18 protein-coding genes are annotated in these 18,251 nt (G+C 63.1%); 3 read left to right on the forward strand and 15 right to left on the reverse strand.

The genetic code is table 11. From position 1 onward, the window contains the following. Positions 1 to 69: 69 nt before the first annotated feature. The 4 genes from LMTR13_RS34880 to LMTR13_RS34895 all read right to left on the reverse strand — a co-directional run bounded on the left by LMTR13_RS34880 (position 70) and on the right by LMTR13_RS34895 (position 5,172). Entirely contained in the window at positions 70 to 1,707 is a 1,638-nt protein-coding gene (locus LMTR13_RS34880; protein WP_197520964.1) for a caspase family protein, read from the reverse strand. Positions 1,708 to 1,754: 47 nt separating this feature from the next. Beyond that, a complete protein-coding gene (locus LMTR13_RS34885; RefSeq protein WP_197520965.1) occupies positions 1,755 to 2,216 on the reverse strand; it encodes a DUF3592 domain-containing protein in 462 nt (153 codons plus the stop codon). Between the two features lie 227 nt (positions 2,217 to 2,443). Then, entirely contained in the window at positions 2,444 to 4,408 is a 1,965-nt protein-coding gene (locus LMTR13_RS42030; protein ID WP_065731696.1) for a peptidoglycan-binding domain-containing protein, read from the reverse strand. A gap of 350 nt (positions 4,409 to 4,758) precedes the next feature. Beyond that, positions 4,759 to 5,172: a YybH family protein gene (locus tag LMTR13_RS34895; protein ID WP_236843229.1), complete on the reverse strand. Its 414-nt coding sequence runs from the start codon at positions 5,170 to 5,172 to the stop codon at positions 4,759 to 4,761. Positions 5,173 to 5,359: 187 nt separating this feature from the next. On the opposite strand from LMTR13_RS34895, the gene LMTR13_RS40110 reads away from it, so the two are divergent. Then, on the forward strand, positions 5,360 to 5,629 hold the full coding sequence (locus tag LMTR13_RS40110) for a winged helix-turn-helix transcriptional regulator (protein ID WP_236843522.1): 270 nt from the start codon (positions 5,360 to 5,362) through the stop codon (positions 5,627 to 5,629). A 49-nt stretch (positions 5,630 to 5,678) separates the two neighbouring features. Here the strand turns inward: LMTR13_RS40110 and LMTR13_RS34900 are convergent, their stop codons facing one another. The 4 genes from LMTR13_RS34900 to LMTR13_RS34915 form a co-directional block, all read right to left on the reverse strand. Then, positions 5,679 to 7,469, reverse strand: a complete 1,791-nt coding sequence (locus tag LMTR13_RS34900) for a peptide ABC transporter substrate-binding protein (protein ID WP_065731697.1) — start codon at positions 7,467 to 7,469, stop codon at positions 5,679 to 5,681. 160 nt (positions 7,470 to 7,629) lie between these two features. After that, complete coding sequence (locus LMTR13_RS34905) at positions 7,630 to 7,977, reverse strand: hypothetical protein (RefSeq protein WP_065731698.1); 348 nt, start codon at positions 7,975 to 7,977, stop codon at positions 7,630 to 7,632. Between the two features lie 93 nt (positions 7,978 to 8,070). Next, positions 8,071 to 9,021: an oxygenase MpaB family protein gene (locus tag LMTR13_RS34910; RefSeq protein ID WP_065731699.1), complete on the reverse strand. Its 951-nt coding sequence runs from the start codon at positions 9,019 to 9,021 to the stop codon at positions 8,071 to 8,073. Between the two features lie 47 nt (positions 9,022 to 9,068). Continuing rightward, on the reverse strand, positions 9,069 to 10,256 hold the full coding sequence (locus LMTR13_RS34915) for an MFS transporter (RefSeq protein WP_065731700.1): 1,188 nt from the start codon (positions 10,254 to 10,256) through the stop codon (positions 9,069 to 9,071). A gap of 316 nt (positions 10,257 to 10,572) precedes the next feature. Here LMTR13_RS34915 and LMTR13_RS34920 point away from each other — a divergent pair, with 316 nt between their 5' ends. Continuing rightward, positions 10,573 to 11,403 carry a transglycosylase SLT domain-containing protein gene (locus tag LMTR13_RS34920; protein ID WP_236843230.1) on the forward strand — a complete coding sequence of 277 codons (831 nt, stop codon included), beginning with the start codon at positions 10,573 to 10,575 and terminating at the stop codon, positions 11,401 to 11,403. 193 nt (positions 11,404 to 11,596) lie between these two features. Here LMTR13_RS34920 and LMTR13_RS34925 read toward each other — a convergent pair whose 3' ends face one another. The 4 genes from LMTR13_RS34925 to LMTR13_RS34940 form a co-directional block, all read right to left on the reverse strand. Next, on the reverse strand, positions 11,597 to 11,911 hold the full coding sequence (locus tag LMTR13_RS34925) for a hypothetical protein (protein WP_065733227.1): 315 nt from the start codon (positions 11,909 to 11,911) through the stop codon (positions 11,597 to 11,599). Between the two features lie 435 nt (positions 11,912 to 12,346). Then, positions 12,347 to 13,174, reverse strand: coding sequence for an ABC transporter substrate-binding protein (locus LMTR13_RS34930; RefSeq protein ID WP_065733228.1), 828 nt, complete (start codon positions 13,172 to 13,174; stop codon positions 12,347 to 12,349). A gap of 76 nt (positions 13,175 to 13,250) precedes the next feature. Further along, positions 13,251 to 13,973: an energy-coupling factor ABC transporter ATP-binding protein gene (locus LMTR13_RS34935; RefSeq protein WP_156795906.1), complete on the reverse strand. Its 723-nt coding sequence runs from the start codon at positions 13,971 to 13,973 to the stop codon at positions 13,251 to 13,253. Between the two features lie 2 nt (positions 13,974 to 13,975). Further along, entirely contained in the window at positions 13,976 to 14,665 is a 690-nt protein-coding gene (locus tag LMTR13_RS34940; RefSeq protein WP_065731703.1) for an ABC transporter permease, read from the reverse strand. Positions 14,666 to 14,756: 91 nt separating this feature from the next. Between LMTR13_RS34940 and LMTR13_RS34945 the strand changes: the two genes are divergently transcribed. Next, complete coding sequence (locus tag LMTR13_RS34945; RefSeq protein WP_065731704.1) at positions 14,757 to 15,644, forward strand: helix-turn-helix transcriptional regulator; 888 nt, start codon at positions 14,757 to 14,759, stop codon at positions 15,642 to 15,644. A 17-nt stretch (positions 15,645 to 15,661) separates the two neighbouring features. Here the strand turns inward: LMTR13_RS34945 and LMTR13_RS34950 are convergent, their stop codons facing one another. The 3 genes from LMTR13_RS34950 to LMTR13_RS34960 all read right to left on the reverse strand — a co-directional run bounded on the left by LMTR13_RS34950 (position 15,662) and on the right by LMTR13_RS34960 (position 18,142). Beyond that, positions 15,662 to 15,958 (reverse strand): cytosolic protein, encoded by a 297-nt coding sequence (locus LMTR13_RS34950; protein WP_065731705.1) that lies wholly within the window; start codon positions 15,956 to 15,958, stop codon positions 15,662 to 15,664. Between the two features lie 161 nt (positions 15,959 to 16,119). Next, a complete protein-coding gene (locus tag LMTR13_RS34955) occupies positions 16,120 to 16,305 on the reverse strand; it encodes a hypothetical protein (RefSeq protein WP_065731706.1) in 186 nt (61 codons plus the stop codon). Between the two features lie 568 nt (positions 16,306 to 16,873). Further along, the gene (locus tag LMTR13_RS34960; protein ID WP_065731707.1) at positions 16,874 to 18,142 is read right to left on the reverse strand and encodes a threonine ammonia-lyase; all 1,269 of its coding nucleotides are present in this window, start codon (positions 18,140 to 18,142) and stop codon (positions 16,874 to 16,876) included. Positions 18,143 to 18,251 lie beyond the last annotated feature (109 nt).

An 18,251-nucleotide genomic window follows, 5' to 3' on the forward strand; every position in this document is an offset into this window, starting at 1 on the left:
TTCGATTCCGAAGAGCGGCGCTTGCCTCCGCGCTACGGCTTCGCCTTGGCAATAATCCGCCGCTCCATGTCACCGGGAAACCGTCGCGGCTGTGCGGAAATAAAATGGTTCGCTCGGAAGCGAGCCGTACACGAATGGCTCCTGCTGCCGACCGGTTGCGGCCATTACGTCATCGCGCACGAAGCGGAAAAGCATGGAAATTTCCAAGCCCGGCTGCTTCAGCCGCTTGAGCAGCGCCTTCATGAATGGGCTGTTGCCGTCGTCGCCGTCATGCGCCACCTGACCAGCCTTCGCCGCATAGGCGACCATGGTCCCGCCCTCGGGCTCCACCCGTGCCAGCCCCGTTCCGAGCGAACGCGTGCTGTTGGTGAAGCGCATCTGCGGCGCAAACGGATTGTCGCGGCATGCATCCAGCACGATGAGACGCAGTCCTCGAGCGCCTTCGATTGCCGCGCTCAGTTCGTCGATCGACACCGCTTCGAGGCGCACGTCGCGGTCGGTCTTGAACTGCGCATCAACAGGCGCGAGCCAGTTGACGCCGCCCATCTCGAGCCCATGGCCGGCAAAATAGATTACGGCCCAATCGGACATTTCGGCTTCCTTCGCGAACGCGCGCAGGGCTGCAAACATTTGCTCACGCGTCACGTCGCGCAGCAGCGTCACCTTGCGGAAGCCGAGCGCATCGAATTCCGCCGCCAACGCTTCGGCGTCGCGGCCGGCGTTCGTGAGCGGCGTTACATTCTGATAGGCGCCGTTGCCGATTACCAGCGCGATCCGATTGCTCCGCTCCCGTGCCGGCTGCGCCGGATCTTCAGGGCGCGGAGCCATGGCGCTGTCCAGTTCGCGCAGAAGCTGCTCCGCCTCGCGGAACACGTCGGCGGCGTCAGGGCTGGACAGCGGCAGCCGGCGCGCGGTGGACAGCGCATCCCGCGCGGCCGCGACATTGTTCGTTCGGGCCGATGCCACGCTCTTGAGTGCAAATGCTTCGGCGTTGTTCGGATCGATCTTGATCAGCGCGTCCAGCACAGGAAGGGCTTCCGAATAGCGTTTCAGCGCCACGAGGGCCTTGCTGTGTAGCACGCCAATGTCGGAGTACATCTTCGGCTGCGAAAAGTTGCTGGTGGCGCGGGTGGCGCGAGCCCGCGCAACCTGTCGCAGAGCTTCATCGGGACTGCCGAGCTGCAGCAGAAAGTCCGCCCGGTTAATGAAATTGTAGACGTCGCCCGGTTGCAGCCTGGCCGCCTGGTCGAGGTCGGCCCGGCTCTCCGCGATGTTCCCACGCCGGACGAAGGCTGCGGCGCGGTTGCGCAGCGCGCCGGCGCGGTCCGAATTGTTGTTCGCCAGGGCGAACGCCTGGGTGGCGTCCTTAATGGCAAGATCAAATTGGCCGAGACCACTGCGGATCGTGCTCCGGTTCATCCAAGCGTCGACGAACGACGGATTCTCTTCAAGCGATCTATCGCAGTTCGCCAGTGCATTCCGATAGTCGTGCCCCAGGATGTAATGGTAGCACCGATTGTAATACGCGTTCGCGCGCTCGCGCGCCGGTATGCCGCGCGTGTTGATGATCGTCATGCAGGCGGCCAGCCCGGCCTCGCCGCCATTATTGCGGCAGGTGTCCCATAGCTTTGCGCGATTGTCGGAAGGTGCGGCCATCGATGCGCTGGCGACAGGCAGCAGTATGGCCAGCGCGAGCAAGTACGCCACGCCAAACCTCTGTCCGTAAACGCGCCGACGCCAAGACGGAAACGGGATCATGAATGTGACCTGTTGAGCGCAGTGCCACGCCTTGGCGGACTGGCTACATCAATGACGTGCGGTGCTTGGTCGAAAGCCCGCGACACCCGCTTGATCAGCACGATCATGGCGGTCGCGACGGTCAGGAAGATCGACCCGATGAAAGCCAGGATGATCGGCATCATCCAAAGCGACAGCACGTCCCGGACGGCGGCCGATTCCGGCACGCCGGGATCGTAAACAACAGACACTTCCTGTCCGGTGCGGTAAAGGGGCGGATTGGTTCGCAGGCCGGACTGGAATTCGACGGTCCTGCCGTCAATGGTGTCGAAACGCACAATTGGCGTAAAGAGATAGCCCTTGTTCTCGCTGTCGCGCACGCGCAGCATCTCGATCACGGTACCCTGTGTTTCAACGGCGCGGGCGAGCCACGCTTTCGTGCCCCAGACGCTAAAGCCCGCGCCGAGCAGCAGCAGCACCCCGATCGGTATCAGCGCGAACCTCGCGAGACGGCTGAGGAAAACTGTAGGATCATCCATGAAAAGATGCGCCCTGCGGCAAGCACTGTTATAGGCGTGAATGTGTCTCGGCATGAACCGAAAGGTTCAATGCTCCGGGCAGGTGTCATGGCACCAGCGCCAAGCACACTCCGGAGCAGCGGGGCGTGGACGTACCGAAGTTTATTCTTCCAAGCTCCGGCCTTCCCTCACTTCTTCCCGAACGCGCTGAACAGTCCACCCAGCAGCTTCGATGCAATTCCACCCAGCGCGCCGAAGCCGCCGGTGGCGCCGATCACGCCGGTGATAATCGGAATCAACGTTGCCATCGTCGAGCCGGAAACCGGCGCGGTTGTGCTTGGCGCCTGACCGGCGATCGCTCCAAGATTGAAGGGCAGATTGAGAATGCCCGCCGACTGCAGCAGGGTGACGATACCGAGCATGCCGGCAGAAAGCTGCACGCTCGGCCGCGACATCGCCGGCGCCAGCGGCTCGGCAGGCTTATCCGGTTTTTCGGTGCCTGGAAGCGGCTTGCCGGTCAGCCGCTCGTAGAGCAGCGGCATCAGCACGGTGATGAGATCGACCGGCGCAGCGGCGCCAGGCTGTTGCGGCGTTGCCGGTTGCGAGACGACCGGCGCCGGGACGGTGTTGACCGGTTGCGCGAGCACCGGCGCGTTCGCGATCGGCGTCACCGCCGGCACCGCAACGGGCTTGCCGGTCGCAAGCACGGTAAGAAGCTGCGCGATGTCGAGTTGCTTGCCGGTGAGCGCCGACTGCAGAATCAGCGGCAGCAGCAGTTCGAGGCCTTGGCCCGGCTTGGCAGGATCGGCGGCCATCGGTTTCTCCTTCGATAGCAACATGAGAATGAGCGGAAGCAGTTGCTGCAGGTCGAGGGCCGGAGCGCCAGCGGCAGTACCCGTCTCCGCCACGGCGACGCCAGGCATTGCGGCTTCGGCCCCGAGCGAGACGCCGAGCGCCGCCGCCGTCTCCGGCCCCACCGCGCCATCGACGACCATGCCCTCGGCTTCCTGGAAACGCAGCACGGCGGCTTGCGTGTTTAATCCGAACTCGCCGTCGATCAGGCCGGGATCGAAGCCTTTGGCGGCCAGCGCCGCCTGGATGCGCGTGACAACGGCCATGTTCATGTTCGGCGCACCGACCTCGTAGATGATGGCTGGCGGGTTGACCTTGATCGGCGCGGCATTGTCGTAGGAGATGCCGGGAATCAGGATGCCGGTGTGCCAGCCGCGGCCATGCACCGTGTCGGCCACCACGCCGTAACGCCGTCCCTTTGCCTCGATGGTGCCGCCGTTGCCGTCGCATACTGCGATGTGGCCCATCTTGCCCGGACCCGGCGGATAGCGGAGCACGATGCCACCGACAGTCGCTGCCGCCTCCTCCACCGAAACGCGTTTGCCGAGCCGCTCAAGGTCAGCCTTCCATGCGCCGGTATAGGCATCGGCCTTGGCAGGCAGCGCCGTGTGGTCGACGCAGCCGTAAAGCGTGCCGGCTTCCTGATAGACCAGCCATGAAACGAACTCGGCACAGTCCCACGGGCCATGCCAATGCGGATCGTCCTTCGGCACCTGGGTGTTGACGTATTGCTCGCCGATATGCGGGCGGGCGCGCTGCACCAGTCCCGCACCCGAGGGCACACCGTTCGCGGGCGGCTGGGCAACGGCTACAGCAGGCAGACCGTCGAAGAAGGCGTCGGCGCTGCCGGCCTTGTACATGCGATGGGCCTGACGCCACTGCTCTTCGGTCAGGTTATTGCCTTTGCCCGACTCGCGGCCGGCGATGGCTTTCAGCAGGGCAATGGCCTGCACGGGATCGTCGACCATCTCCTTTGTCAGGATGGCGTTCGGGTTATAGCCAGGCACGCCGAAACCGTGGGCGCCAGTCCACTTCGTTCCGGCCTCGCCGATCCGCATGCCGACATAGCTGCGCGACAACAGGTCGAAGTTCGAGGCGGCGCCGTTCACCGGCGAGGGAAACCGTGCGATCTTGTGGCCGCCGCCGATGATGCCATAGCCGGTCTGGCCGAAGCGCGCGGCGCGCGCGCTCGGATATTGAGCGCCGGGATTGTTGTAGCGGAACGAAGCGACCTCGCTGCCTGCGACGTCGTCGCGGTTGTCAGCCGTTGAAGGGTCGGTAGACCTGCCGATTTGAGCCATCGCTCGCTCCCCCGTTTGTGTGCCGCCTGCTGCCAGTTTCCTCTTCGCCGATCGCTGCGTCCTCGGCCTCGGTTTGCTGCTCATTGGCCGGCCCAGATCTGCCCTTTCGGCACGATGATCCGATCGCCGCGGCCGGTGACAACCGGCCGGACGCGCTGTCCGCACTATCGATATTCGTTTGCGACGCCGGAGCATGATGGCTCACGGCAAACCGTGAAGAGCTTACATCGCTTTGCAGCCTTCACGTGTGATCTAGCCAACAGTTGCCGCGGCAGCCGGCGCGACAGTCGGTGGCGCGCCGGCGCTGGTCCAGCATGCGGGCCGTGGCATTACGGTCCAGTCCAGCACTGTCACCGTAATTCCCATGATAGCCCTTCCACTTGGATGACGCGCGGCAGGGAGGCGCCCGCTGCGTGGTCGATGACGTAGCGCCAGGTGCCATCGGACTGGCGGCGGACCAACTCGGCCGAGCTGCCGGAAGCCACGATGGAGCCGTCCTGGGCGCGCAGTTCCCAATCGGCACGCAGCAGCGCGACATCACCGTGCTGGATGCAAAAGTTATTGCTCGACGTCATCGTGCCGGGCGCTTGCAGCAGACGCCGCAACTCACCAGCGATCGCGTCCTGCCCTATCAGACTTCGTTCGCTTCCATCCACGCGCAGGACGGCATCCATCTCGTAAAGCGCGAGCAGATTGTCTATGTTACGGCTGTTGAAGGCTTGAGCGAATGCCTCATTCATCTGGGCTGGCTCAGTCACGGTCATGTCTCATCTCCTCGTTGTTGGAGAGAAGAAAAGAAGCACGTCCCTTCAGTGCTAACCAAACGGGAAGGAAGCCGCATTGTCATCTGCTGCGCTACGATTAGAACTCGACAATCCGCAACCGCGTCGCCCGGCAGATTGCCCGGTCGAGGATTGGTTGGCCTTCCTGGGCCACCGGTGGAACGCACTTGTGCTCTGGCACCTGAAAGACGGCCCGAAACGGCACGGAGAGCTGGCGGAGCTTCTACCGGGCGTATCTCCGAAGGTGCTTTCTGAGCGTCTGGATGGGCTTGAAAATCGAGGCTTGGTGCTGCGCGCCCCAACCGTTGCGTTCCCACGGCGCGTGACCTACTCGCTCTCGCTCAAGGGCACCGAGCTCCTAAGCATCCTCGATCGGCTTGAGCTTTGGTCACGCCGGGATCATCGAGCGGCTGCTCGATCGCCTGACCAGACAAGCTGACGGCATGAGCGTAGAAGCGTGATCGCCCCGCACATCCGATATTCCGCGCTCACGCCTCCCTGTACCAGCTCGCGAGTTGCCACAAATCATTGTCCCAGCCCGAGATATGCGCGGTCAGCTTGCCGCCGAGCGCTGCGACCCGGGTCCGGGAGATGATGGGCTGGATGTAATTGTCTTTCACGACGAGGTCGTTGAGCTTGATGAACAAAGCCGCGCGCTTCACCGCGTCGAGCTCCTGTTCGACCTGCTTGTAGATCTCGTCGTATTCCTTGTTTTGCCAGCGCGAGACGTTGCGTCCCTGCCACTTGTTTTCCTTGCTCGCCACCTGCCACGACACATACTGGTTCATGAAGAGCTGCGGGTCGGCCTGCGGCATGGTGGTGTTGTACATCTGCGCATCGCAATAGAAATGCGTGTAAGTGTCGGGATTGGCCGTGTCGGAGGAAAAGAACACCGATCCCAACACCGCCTTCAGTTCGACCTCGATGCCCGCTTTCTGGCACGCCTGCTTGATGATGGCCTGGGTCTTCTGCCTGGGCGCATTGATGGAGGTCTGGAACACGAACTTCAGCGGCTTGCCGTCCTTGGCGCGAATGCCGTCGCCGCCCTTTTTCCAGCCGGCGGCCTCGAGGATCTGGTTGGCTTTTTCGATGTTGAATTCGAATTTGGTATTCTTCGACCGGAAGCGTTCCGGATTGTTGAGGAAGTTCGCGGTAGCCAGCGCCGTGCGCCCATAGATGTGTTTCTCGATCGACGCGCGATCGATCAGGAGATTGATGGCCTGGCGCACCGCCGGATCGCTGAACAGCGGATGCCTGGTCTTGATGCTGGCGCGCTCGCCGTCGACCTCGACCGCGGGATCGGTCGAGTTGAGCTGTATGAATTCGACATTGCCCGATGGCGTGATGCTGATTTTGCCCTTTCCGACGGCTTCCATCTTCAGCAGGATCTGGTCTTCGACCTGCATGTTCCAGGCATAGTCATATTCGCCGGTCTGCAGCACCGCGCGCGCCGCCGACACCGCGTCGCCACCGCCCTTGACCTCCACCTCATCGAAATGCGGCCGGCTGGCGACGTGGTAGTTGGGATTGATCCTGGCGCGGAGCATGTCGCCCGGCGTGAAATCCACGAACAGATAAGGGCCGGTGCCGACCGGCTTCAGATTGTTCGGCGCCTCGCGCGACCTGACGCCGACGTAATCCTTGAACAGGTGTTTTGGGATGATCATGCCGTAGTTGCCGACAAAAGCATTGGCCCAGAACGGCGTCGGCTTGGCGAAGGTGAGGCGGACGGTGAGGTCGTCGATCTTCTCGACCGTGATGTCCTTGTAGCTGGCGATCGAGACCGCCGCGGTATCCGGCGTTTTGGCATATTCCCAGTTGAAGACGACGTCGTCGGCCGTGAACGGCATGCCGTCATGCCATTTGACGCCGCGTTTCAGCTTCCAGACCACCGAGCGGCCGTCCTCGGACAATCCCTCATTCGCCTTGCTCGGAATCTCGGCAGCGAGGATCGGAACCAGGTTGCCGTCGCCGTCCCATCCTGCCAGCGGCTCGTAGAAGATCCGGGAGCCTTCCTGGTCCTTGGTGCCGACGGCGAAATGCGGATTGAGCAGGGTCACCGCCTGCCAGTACATCAGTTTCAGCACACCGCCGCCGCCGGCCTTGGTCGGCTTGTAGGGAAGCGCGGTCGCGGCCATCGCGACTCCGGACTGGCTCAGCATCATCCCGGCCATCGGCGCCGAAAGGCCTGCGGCGATCATTCGCTGGACAAAGGCCCGCCGCGACAGCCGGCCGGTCTTGACGTCCGCAATCAGGTCTCGAAGTTCCCGTTCTTTCATGGGTTGACTCCTTAACTGTGCTGAAACTGTGCTGAATGTCTCGCCGCTCTCGAACGCTCGGAAATGGATCAGGTTAGCGCGCACCTGTCAAAGCAGGATCCGGGCCATTCCATTACCTGCCCGCGCTCGACACCTCAGAGATCGCTTTCGAAAAACCAGCTCAAATCCGTTTCCTCGTTTCGTCGCCGACCACGCGAAGGTCGATCCTGCCGATCAGATCGGAACGAAGCGCCTCGGCCTCGCTGATGGCGGCCATGGTCTGCCGCAAGGTGCTGGCGTTCGAGCCGAGCGACACGATGCCGCCCAGCACCGCGGCAATCGAGCCGAGGGCTCCGACCTGGTTGGACCCAAGCAGGCCGAGCATCGTGACGAGCATCAATCCGGCGCCGGCGGCGATCGCCGCCTTCGAGACCAACGTGATCTTGCGGCAGCGCTCGGCGACCTCGGCCAGTTCCTCGAGCCGCGCTTCAATCCGCGAAATCTCGTCACTCGGGTCGTCCTCGTCCATCGGTCTCACAATCCGGTTCTGCAGGGTTTCGTTTTCAGGAATCGTCGGTGGGCAGATGTCCTATCGCAAATGACACGCCGATGCCCATCGGCCTCACTTCTTCCGACTATCATCCAGCCGCGGTCGTCCGGTCCACGCCCGATTGAGCCACCGGGTAGCCAGCTCGAGCCGCGGCTTTCCCTGCAGGCGCGCCTGGGCCTCGTGATAAGGGCCGACGTAGCGGATGCGGGTCGGCAGATGGGGGTACACGCGCCGAGTCCATTTGAGCGCGCGGTCCGCGGCTCTCCTATCGCGCTCGTCGACGTCGAAGCCAAAGCCTGTGCGCAGCCGCTCCGGCAACATCTGCACGCTCAGGGCCAGGTACCACCGCGGCGGGCGCAGCCACCTGCGTGCGCCGGTGAAGATGTGGTGGGCCACGTCACGCGCCGCAGGGCTGACGGACAAGGTATCCGATCGAGCCATCGCAGCGTTGTAGTCGGTGAAGGATGACCAATCCGCTGGCAGGTCCGCAGGTTTCAGCCCGAACAGTGAGCCGAACAGCCGGCTTTCGGCCCAATATTGCTCGCGCTCTTCGGGCGGGAGCGGAGGCAAGACGAGGTCGTGCGCGATGGCGGCGGTTTCGACGAGGGTGGCGTGAACCCAGCGCAGCGCGGCGATGTCGTTGGCATAGTAGGAAGAGCCTTGGGCGAACGGGCCGATCGCCTCGGGCAACACGCCGGAGATCATCGCGTGCCGCCGATGCAGACGCCGGGCCGCGGCAGTCGCGCCGTCGAGCGAACCGAACACCATCGTAAACATCAGCTCGAAGGTTCGATGAAAGCGGCCGACTGGATCGGCAAAGGTGCGCGAGTGCTCGGCAACCGCAGCCGCGACCCAGGGATGCGCCAGTTGAAGCAGCAAGGCGCGCCCGGCTCCCAGAAAGATGACGGCTTCCCTGTCGATCCGCCACGTCATCGACGCCGGACCAAAAATACCCTCCGCAGGCCCGGCGGCGCCGGCCCTGACGACATCGAGAGTAACGTCTAGATCGCTTTCCGAGACCAATTGGCAAACCTTCGAGAGAGATCGACCTGTTTTTCGCGACGTGGATTCTACCGCAACTCGACGTGCGCATCCATCCTGCGCGTCGCCAAGCCGAACCAGGCGAGCGGCAACGCGAGGCCGCAGAGCCCCGCCATCGCAACGAACGCACCGCCGCCATACCTGGCATAGAAAAACCCCGAAAGCAGCGTCAGTGCGGCCGTCACCGCGCCTGCACCAAACGCGTAGGCTGCTTGAGCCGTTGCGGCCATTCTGGCGGGGACAAGAGCTGCCATCAACCGCATACAAGAAAGATGCAGCAGCGCAAACGTCAATCCGTGCAGCGGCTGCACCATCGCGAGCGGCACGACAGAGGTCGTTGTCCCCGCGACCGACCAGCGAACGATTCCGGCTGCCGCCGCCAAAGCTGCCGCACCGCGCGCGCCGAGCCGGTTGAGCAGTGCCGGACCGAGCAGAAAGAACACGACGACTTCTGCGGCGACGGCTTCCGACCACAGGACGCTGATGACGGAAGTGTCTATTCCGGCATTGCTCCACCGGATCACCGCAAAGGCGTCATGCATGGCGTGGCTGCCATAGACCAGAGCCGAGACCAGGATCAGGATTCGAAGCCGCGCGATCCCGAGGAGTGCACGAATCTCACTCGCAAGCTGCGATGCGCCCGTGTGCGGCGACGATGGCGCTGAAACCCTGGGCACCAGCGCGGTAACTGCAGCGGCAGCGACAAGCAGGCCTGCGTTCAACCAGATCACACGCGTCAGGTCGGTTGAAGTTACGAGTTGCCCGATGATCAGCGTGCCGCAGACGAAAGCGGCCGATGCCGCACCGCGAATCCAGCCATATTCGAAAGGCCTACCCGCTAGCTGAGGTCTGGCTGCGTTGACCGACAACGCATCGGCGATCGACGTCGTGGGGGCGAGAGCCGCGGCCTGCACCAGCGCCACGAGGAGTAACAACCAGAAACCATCGGCCCACAGCAACGCCACGGCCGCTGCGGCCGCCAGGGTGGCGCAGCATGCGAGCACGAGGCGCAACGACTGCAGGAAGTCTGCAAACATACCGACGAGTGGACCGGCGACGAGACGCATCAGCAACGCTGCCGCGAGTATCACGCCGATCTGCTCGGGCGTCAGCGATCTGATTTCGAAATATTTCGGCCAGAACGGCGATGCCACGCCGAATGCAGCGTACAACGCGATGTAAAGAGCTATGTAGGCAACGGGCGCAGGTACGCGCATTTCACGAGTTCCCCTCGGTAGAATTACGGGCGAGAAGAACACTGCTCTGCCGTAGTTCATCCGCGAAATCTCCACATCCAACTTTTATCCGACCGGCCTTCTCACAAATGGATGGAAGTTGATGCGATATCTTTTCGCCGCTGTGATTGCTGTGTTTGTGATCTCGGTGGATTTTGAAAGTTCCGGAATCAGGTCAGTATCGGAACTATCTTTCGTTGTTGCCGAAGCGCAATCGGAACCCGCCACGACATCGAATTCTCACACGGGAACCGTGACCGCGTCGGTCGAGCATTCACAAGAATCGGACGCAACAAACGTGGTTGCCGCGCCACGCGAGACGGGAACGACAGCCGATGCCGCCGCTCATGCAGCCGCTTCCGTCAGCGACGGGTCCGCGTCACCGAACCTGATCTGTGAAGCGGTGAAGGCGGCCGCTGAGGAAAACGATATTCCGATCGGATTTCTCGCGCGCCTGCTCTGGCAGGAAAGCAGGTTTCGGATTGCGGAGGTCAGCTCTGCAGGCGCGCAGGGCATTGCGCAATTCATGCCGCAAACCGCAGTCGAAATGGGTTTGAGAAACCCGTTCGATCCGCTGCAGGCGATTCCTGCGTCGGCAAGATTTCTTCGCAAGCTTCATAATCAGTTCGGAAATCTCGGGCTTGCGGCGGCCGCGTATAATGCGGGCGGCGGCAGGATCGAGAAGTGGTTATCGCGGCGCGGCGCGTTGCCGAAGGAAACGCGCGCTTACGTCAAGATCATCACCGGCCACAAGGCCGAGGCCTGGACGGACGAAAACAATACTGTCCACATGCCGACGGACCTGCCGGACAAGGCACCATGCGAAGGAGTCGGTGGCCTGTCGAAGGAAGACCAGGTCGCCGAAATTCCGGTCGATCTGGCGCCTTCCATCAGCGTGATGTTGCGAAAGGCCGATATCGCCGAAGAGAGCCACGCGGCGCTCAAGAAGCGGCGGGTTGTTGCAAGTCGAACCGCAAAGGCCGTACGTACGGCGTACCGGAATGCGCATGCCCGGGTAACCCGGCTGGCAGGAAAGGCTGCGACACGGAAGCTCGGCAAGCAATCCGGCACCCGCTTTGCGTCGGACAACAGCCGAACAAAGTCATCGAGAGCATCGCGGGAACTGTAGCGGCTGCCCCCAGACAGCGTGTCCCGGACGCGGCGCGGCACGCAGTGACGCGACGCAGAGCGGGGACCCACGATCAATGGCTGCGTCTATATCGCATGGGCCCCGCTCTGCAGCGTACCGCTGCGCGCTGCGCCGCGTCCGGGGAAAGAAAAAAGCCCGCATTGCTGCGGGCTTTTTGTCTCACCGGTCTATCCTACCATCGATAGCCGCCGGTACCGAAGCTGAAGGTTATGCCGGGACCGCCGCCGTAATAGCGGCGGGGACCGTAATAGCCGTACGAGCGCGGCGCATAGTAGCCGTAGCTACGGTAGTGCGGGCGGTAGTGATGGTGGCCCCAGTGGTGGTGGTGCCGATGGCGCCAGTGGCGGCGATGGGCGCTGAAGTCAGTGGAAGACCGCACGACATCCGTCGAAGGTTTCGCCTTCACCGCATTGTCGGCGGCGTTGGCAGCGGAACCGCCGATCAGCGCAGCAGCACCAGCGGCAAATACGATAGCCAGTTTCTTCATCATCGAACTCCAGTGAATGTGTCGGCTCTAAATGTGTCGGCTCTACCGGAGTCTAATCACCACACCGCTCGCACGTTCCTGTCTGCGACATTAAGACTACGACAGCTGCTTGAACAAACATTCATGAATATGAACGGCAGTTCCTGCGACGAGAGTAGCGTTGTGCCGCTTCGCGCCGAGGCTTAAAGATCCATGGTGATCGGAAGTCGGCGATATTGCAGATGTGGCGCGATCTACCACCGCACCGAGGCGATGGCGGCCTCGCGCGAGATCGACTGTTTTGAGTGCACGGCTTGCGGCGCGATGCTCGAAAAGTGGGATACCGCGTGGGTGCCGACCTATCGCCTGATCACGGATCCAGCAATCAAGTCCGACAAAACGCCGCCGACTACGCGCGAACCATGATCGCTGCACTGGACTGATCGCAACGGCGCATCACGCACCGGAATCGCTGGCGTTGGGATAGAACAACTGCTCACCGTTGATCTTGTAGCCGGCGATTGCCTTCTGGCCCTCAGCCGATATCAGCCAGTCGATGAATTGCTGACTGAGATCCTTCTTGACGCTCGGATGCTTTTCCGGATTCACCAGCATGACGCCGTACTGGTTGAATAAGCGCTTGTCGCCTTCGACTGAAATCACGAGGTCGCCGCGGTTCTTGAACGACAGCCAGGTGCCGCGATCGGCGAGCACATAGGCATTCGAGGCGGACGCGGTGTTGAGCGCAGCGCCCATGCCCTGCCCGATCTCCTTGTACCAGGCGCCCTTGTCTTTCGCGATGTCGATGCCGGCGACCTTCCAGAGATTGAGCTCGGCCTGGTGAGTGCCGGACTTGTCGCCGCGCGAGATGAAGTCTGCGGCCTTCGCCTTGATCGCGCTGAGCGCCGCGACGATATCCTTTGAGCCCTTGATGCGGGCCGGATCGCTCTTCGGGCCGATCAGGATGAAGTCGTTATACATCACGGGATATCGCTTCACGCCAAAACCTTCGGACACAAATTTTTCTTCCGCAGGTTTGGCGTGGACGAACACGACGTCGGCATCGCCCCGGCGGCCGGTATCGAGCGCTTGTCCCGTGCCCTGCGCCACCACCTTCACGTCGATGCCGGTCCTGGCCTTGAACATCGGCAGGATGTGGCCGAACAGACCGGAATCCTGCGTCGAGGTGGTCGAGGCCACCACGATCGATTTGTCCTGCGCGACGGCGTGACTTGCAAATGCAAGCGTGACCGTGGCCGCAATCAGCAGGCGGCGCGTGAGCATGTTCATTTATTTTCTCCCATTTTCAGTTTCCCATGATCGTTTCGGAAAGCCGGCAACCCCTTTTCCGGATCATGCTCTAAATCAGTAGTTCTCCCGCGAGGAACGCCCTCGCCTCGGCGGTTTGCGGCGCGTCGAGGAACGATGCGGCTGCACCCTTTTCGACAATGCGGCCGCGGTGAAGCATCACGACCTCGCCGGCGAGCCTGCGCGCTTCGCCGAGATCATGGGTCGCCATCACGACCTTGATGTTGCGCTCGCTGACGGCGCGGATGATGTCTTCCACCGCCTTGGTGGCGATTGGATCGAGGCTTGCGGTCGGCTCGTCCAAGAACAGCACCGCGGGATCCCGCGCAAGCGCGCGTGCCAGCGCCAGCCGCTGCTGCTCGCCGCCCGACAGCCTTCGGGCCGCGCGGTCGGCGAGATGAGCAAGGCCGACCAGTTCGAGCAATTCGCCGATGCGGCGTGCATGCTCCGCGCGCGGGATGCCGGCGGCGCGCAGCGCGAAACGGAGGTTGGCGGCAGCGCTGCGCCGGAGCATCGCCGGGCGCTGAAACACGATCGCGCGCTTGAGCGGCGGAACGTTTTCCAGCCCGCCCCAGGTGATGCGTCCGCGCGACGGCGCCACCAGCCCCATCGTCAGGCGCAGCAGCGTCGATTTTCCCGAGCCGTTGGGGCCGATCAATACCGTCGGCGGGCCCGGCGCCAGCGCGAGCGCGATGTCGTCGAGGATCGTGACGCCGCCGGCCGCCACCGTGACGCCGTCCAGTTCAATCGGCAGTTCGCTTGAGGGCGCGCGCATGGTCATCCTGCCAATCGCTCGCCGGCGCGGCGCACGCTCCAGGCCAGCGCGTTGACGGCGATCACGATCGCGATCAGCACGAGGCCGAGGCCGACCGCGAGCGGCAGGTCGCCTTTGGAAGTCTCCAGCGCAATCGCCGTCGTCATCGTGCGGGTGAAGCCCTCGATGTTGCCGCCGACGATGATGATGGCGCCGACCTCCGCCGCCGCACGGCCAAAGCCGGCGAGCAGCGCCGTGACCAGGCTGAAGCGCGCATCCCAGATCAGCGCCATGACGCGGCCGACCGGGCCAAGGTTCATTGCGGTGAGTTCATCGCGGTATTCGAGCCAGAGATCCTCGATGGTCTGGCGCGTCAGCGCGGCGATGATCGGCGTGACCAGCACGGTCTGCGCGATGATCATGGCGGTTGATGTGAACAACAGGCCGAACGCGCCGAACGGCCCGGAGCGCGACAGTGCGAGGTACACTGCGAGACCGACGACGACCGGGGGCAGGCCCATCAGCGCGTTGAGCAGGACGATGACGCCCTGGCGGCCGGGAAATCTCGTCAGCGCGATCCAGGCGCCGAGCGGAATGCCGATCAGCGCGGCCAGCAGCACCGCCGACAGACTCACATAGAGCGACAGCCGCACGATGGCGAACAGCGCGGGATCTCCGCTGAGGACGAGCTGAAGGGCTGATAGCTCTGGCATTTGTAATTCCATTAACGCCGTCTATCTTGCGCAGATAGCGACGATGTGGTCAATTTCTGTAATAACTGCATTCAGGTGCATATTGGTGCCGATGCCGGAACTCCTCACGACAGACGAAGCGGCCGAGTATCTCCGCCTTTCCGAGCGCAAGCTCTACGAGCTGGTGGCGAACCGCGAAGTGCCTTGCAGCAAGGTGACCGGGCGCTGGCTGTTTCCGCGCACGGCGCTGGACCGCTGGGTGTCCGCCGGCCTGATCGCGCCGGCCGCGCTGACGCAGGTGGCAGCGCCGCCGATCGTTGGCGGCAGTCACGATCCACTGCTGGAATGGGCCTTGCGCGAAAGCAATTGCGGCCTCGCCAGCCTGCCCGAAGGCAGCGAGCAAGGCCTGCGGCGGTTGACGCGGGGCGATGTGCTGGTCGCGGCGATCCACCTGCACCGCCTTGATGGCGATGACGAGCGCGCCAATGTCGAGACGGTCGCCGATGCGCCCGGCTTGCACGATGCGGTCGTGCTCGGCTTTGCCCGGCGTGAGCAGGGAATTATGGTTGCATCAGGCAATCCGCTGGGCCTGAGCGACATGGCCTCGATCGCGACCTCACGCGCGCGCATGGCGCAACGCCCGGCGGGCGCCGGCGCGCAATTGCTGCTGCTCGCGCTACTCGCTCGCGCACGCATCGCGCTCGACGATCTGAAACTGGCAAAGCCCGCCTTCCCGACCGGCCCCGATATCGCCCAGGCGATCCGCGCCGGCCGCATCGATTGCGGCATCGCGACGCGGAGCGTGGCGAAATCAGCGGGGCTCGATTTCCTGCCGCTCGTCTGGGAGCGTTTCGATCTCGTGATGCGCCAGCGCGACTACTTCGGGAAGGGACCGCAGGCGCTGTTCGATTTCATCCGCGGGCCGGGCTTCCACGATCGCGCGGGCGAACTCGGCGGTTATGACGTCAGCGACGCCGGCACGGTGCGGCTGGTGAATTGAGGGGCGACAAAACCAGATCACGGCTGTTCTTGAAGGGTCGGTGCACCGAGTTCATCGAAACGAAAGAGCTGAAAGACCCGCTGGCCGTTGAAGTCGAGCACTCTCAAATCATCGGTCTCGTGCAGATCACTCTCGACCGCTTGAAAATGCCCGCCGTAGCGCTCCCTGGCGAGCGACACTGGAACCTCAAATGCGACGAACTTGCCAATCCCTTTTTGCTTGAGCTTCCCGAGGAAATTCGGATCGCGCAACGACTCGTGCGACGTGAGAATGAGCAACGGACCGCTCGCCGTGAGCAGCAAATGCGATTTCATCGGACACTCCTTCTCTGTTGGACTGAAGGCCGGCCTTACGTCATGCTCGCTGAAGCGGTCAGGAATACTGGCCAACTGGGAAGCACCTCGCCATATCGACGAAGTGATGGAGCCAGACGGTGTCAAGCTCGGGCTATGCCCAATCTTGAAAGCATCATGCTCTAGTCTTCGTCCGGCTCGCGCACGACCGCCGGTTCGTCGGCGCTCTCCTCTTCGTCTTCTTCCTCTTCATCCTCGTCCTCTCCGTCTTCATCAGGATCCCGGGGCGGCATCGTGTGGCCCATGATCACGAAGGGACTCCAGTCGATCAACCTGGTGGAAAAATCCTCGGGGATGTGTGGGGTCATGGTGTTACTCCTCGGGTGTGGATCCTCGGCCGGAGGCCGGACATAACGCAGCCCCGCGCGGGGATCGCCGAGGCCCAGGCGCGAAGCTCCAAGGTGGCTCCAGCCCCGGAGTCGGACCGACGGCGCAAGAACTGGAGCCCCTCGTGGCGTCTGTTCAGGCAACGCCACCCGAATCCTACGCCATTGGGCGCAGATCGTTCCCTGGGACCTCTGGGCGGCCGGCAAGCCGGCAGCGGGTGAAACGGCGGCTCGGGATCGTGATCGCAGGCACTCGGGGGCGGTAGTATGTTGGTTTGACGGTCAAACCGGCTTTCCGCCTGGACGTTTGACCAGATCGAATGTGGGAACGTGGGTGGTTTCGGACCAAGACTCTAACGTAGCCCCGCAGATTTTACAGGATGCGTGGCCGGTGTGCGGCACCAAGAACTTTTCCTCAGTGCGTTGGTACTCAGCGCCACAATCGCATTTGACGATTGTCATTCTACAAATATGCGCCCCTGACCGCCCATTTTCCAGTGAGCAGGGCTGCCACAATCCGGGGGATATGCTTCGCTCGAAAACGCTACGCTTATCGTCGCCCGGGCAGCCACGCGACAAACCCCGCTTCGCCGAGCCGCTTCATCACGTCATCTAGATGCGCCCGATCCCGCGTTTCGATAACGACTTCGAGCAAGGTGCCCTTGGCGGGAAGATCGGAGAAGGTGCGCTGGTGTGAAACCTCGATGATGTTGGCGCCGGCTTCGGCGAGCAGCGCCGAGACGGCGGCGAGCTGGCCGGGACGGTCGACGATGTCGATCGCGATCTGGGTCAGCCTGCCCTCGCGCGCGAGCTCGCGGGTCAGCACGGAGGCGATCAGCCGCGTGTCGATGTTGCCGCCAGTTAGCACAAGGCCGACATTGCGGCCGGCAAAACGCTGCGGCGTCGCCAGCACCGCCGCAAGGCCGGCGGCGCCGGCGCCCTCGACCACGGTCTTTTCGATTGCGATCAGCATCGTCACCGCCCGCTCGATCTGATCTTCGGTGACGAGAACGATGTCATCGACGAGATGGCGGATGATCTCGGTGGTGATCCGGCCCGGCACCTTCACTGCAATGCCTTCGGCAAGCGTGTCGCCGCGCATCGGCAGATGCTGGCCCTTGATGGCGTTGTACATCGAGGGATAGAGCTGCGCCTGCACGCCGACGATCTGCAGGTCCGGCCTCAGCGATTTGGCCGCAATCGCCATGCCGGAAATCAGCCCGCCGCCGCCGATCGGCACCACTAGCGTATCGAGCTGCGGCGCGGCCCGGAGCATTTCCAGCGCGATGGTGCCCTGCCCAGCGATGATCAAGGGATCGTCGTAAGGATGGATCATGATCATGCCGTGCGCCTCGCCATGCGTGCGCGCAAATTCGCCGGCCTCCTCCAGCGTCTTGCCGGAGATGATCGTATTCGCGCCGTGACGCCGCGTGTTCTCGATCTTCACCATCGGGGTGCCGACCGGCATCACGATGCTAGCGGGAATGCCGAGCCGGCTGGCATGATAGGCCACGCCCTGCGCGTGGTTGCCGGCCGACATCGCGATCACGCCGCGCCGCCGCTCCTCCGGCGACAGCGCCAGCAGCCGGTTGAGCGCGCCGCGCTCCTTGAACGTCGAGGTGAACTGCAGGTTCTCGAATTTGAGCCAGAGGCTGCAGCCGCAGATCTCGCTCAGCGTCCGGCTCTGGTCGCATTCGGTGACGACGACCGACCCGGCAATGGACGCGGCCGCGGCCGTGACGTCCTCGGGCGTGACGGCAAGGCGGCGGGATTCGGAAGCGGTTTTTGTCGGCGGAACATTCTTGGTGGGGTTCGGCATTTCGGCGACCTCGTTAAGAGGCAATCGTATAGGCCTTTTCCGCTCCTTTCGCCTCCTCGACCTCGTAATAATCCCGTCCCATGAACATGGGTGTCGCAAAAAGCCGCCG

This window comes from Bradyrhizobium icense (genome assembly GCF_001693385.1).
Lineage (GTDB): Bacteria > Pseudomonadota > Alphaproteobacteria > Rhizobiales > Xanthobacteraceae > Bradyrhizobium > Bradyrhizobium icense.

What these genes read in the sequence shown, in the direction of transcription:
- LMTR13_RS42030 (WP_065731696.1), bottom strand. Translation starts at nt 4,408, where the DNA reads ATGGCTCAAATCGGCAGGTCTACCGACCCTTCAACGGCTGACAACCGC.
- LMTR13_RS34895 (WP_236843229.1), bottom strand. Translation starts at nt 5,172, where the DNA reads ATGACCGTGACTGAGCCAGCCCAGATGAATGAGGCATTCGCTCAAGCC.
- LMTR13_RS34900 (WP_065731697.1), bottom strand. Translation starts at nt 7,469, where the DNA reads ATGAAAGAACGGGAACTTCGAGACCTGATTGCGGACGTCAAGACCGGC.
- LMTR13_RS34905 (WP_065731698.1), bottom strand. Translation starts at nt 7,977, where the DNA reads ATGGACGAGGACGACCCGAGTGACGAGATTTCGCGGATTGAAGCGCGG.
- LMTR13_RS34915 (WP_065731700.1), bottom strand. Translation starts at nt 10,256, where the DNA reads ATGCGCGTACCTGCGCCCGTTGCCTACATAGCTCTTTACATCGCGTTG.
- LMTR13_RS34925 (WP_065733227.1), bottom strand. Translation starts at nt 11,911, where the DNA reads ATGAAGAAACTGGCTATCGTATTTGCCGCTGGTGCTGCTGCGCTGATC.
- LMTR13_RS34930 (WP_065733228.1), bottom strand. Translation starts at nt 13,174, where the DNA reads ATGCTCACGCGCCGCCTGCTGATTGCGGCCACGGTCACGCTTGCATTT.
- LMTR13_RS34935 (WP_156795906.1), bottom strand. Translation starts at nt 13,973, where the DNA reads ATGCGCGCGCCCTCAAGCGAACTGCCGATTGAACTGGACGGCGTCACG.
- LMTR13_RS34940 (WP_065731703.1), bottom strand. Translation starts at nt 14,665, where the DNA reads ATGCCAGAGCTATCAGCCCTTCAGCTCGTCCTCAGCGGAGATCCCGCG.
- LMTR13_RS34945 (WP_065731704.1), top strand. Translation starts at nt 14,757, where the DNA reads ATGCCGGAACTCCTCACGACAGACGAAGCGGCCGAGTATCTCCGCCTT.
- LMTR13_RS34950 (WP_065731705.1), bottom strand. Translation starts at nt 15,958, where the DNA reads ATGAAATCGCATTTGCTGCTCACGGCGAGCGGTCCGTTGCTCATTCTC.
- LMTR13_RS34955 (WP_065731706.1), bottom strand. Translation starts at nt 16,305, where the DNA reads ATGACCCCACACATCCCCGAGGATTTTTCCACCAGGTTGATCGACTGG.
- LMTR13_RS34960 (WP_065731707.1), bottom strand. Translation starts at nt 18,142, where the DNA reads ATGCCGAACCCCACCAAGAATGTTCCGCCGACAAAAACCGCTTCCGAA.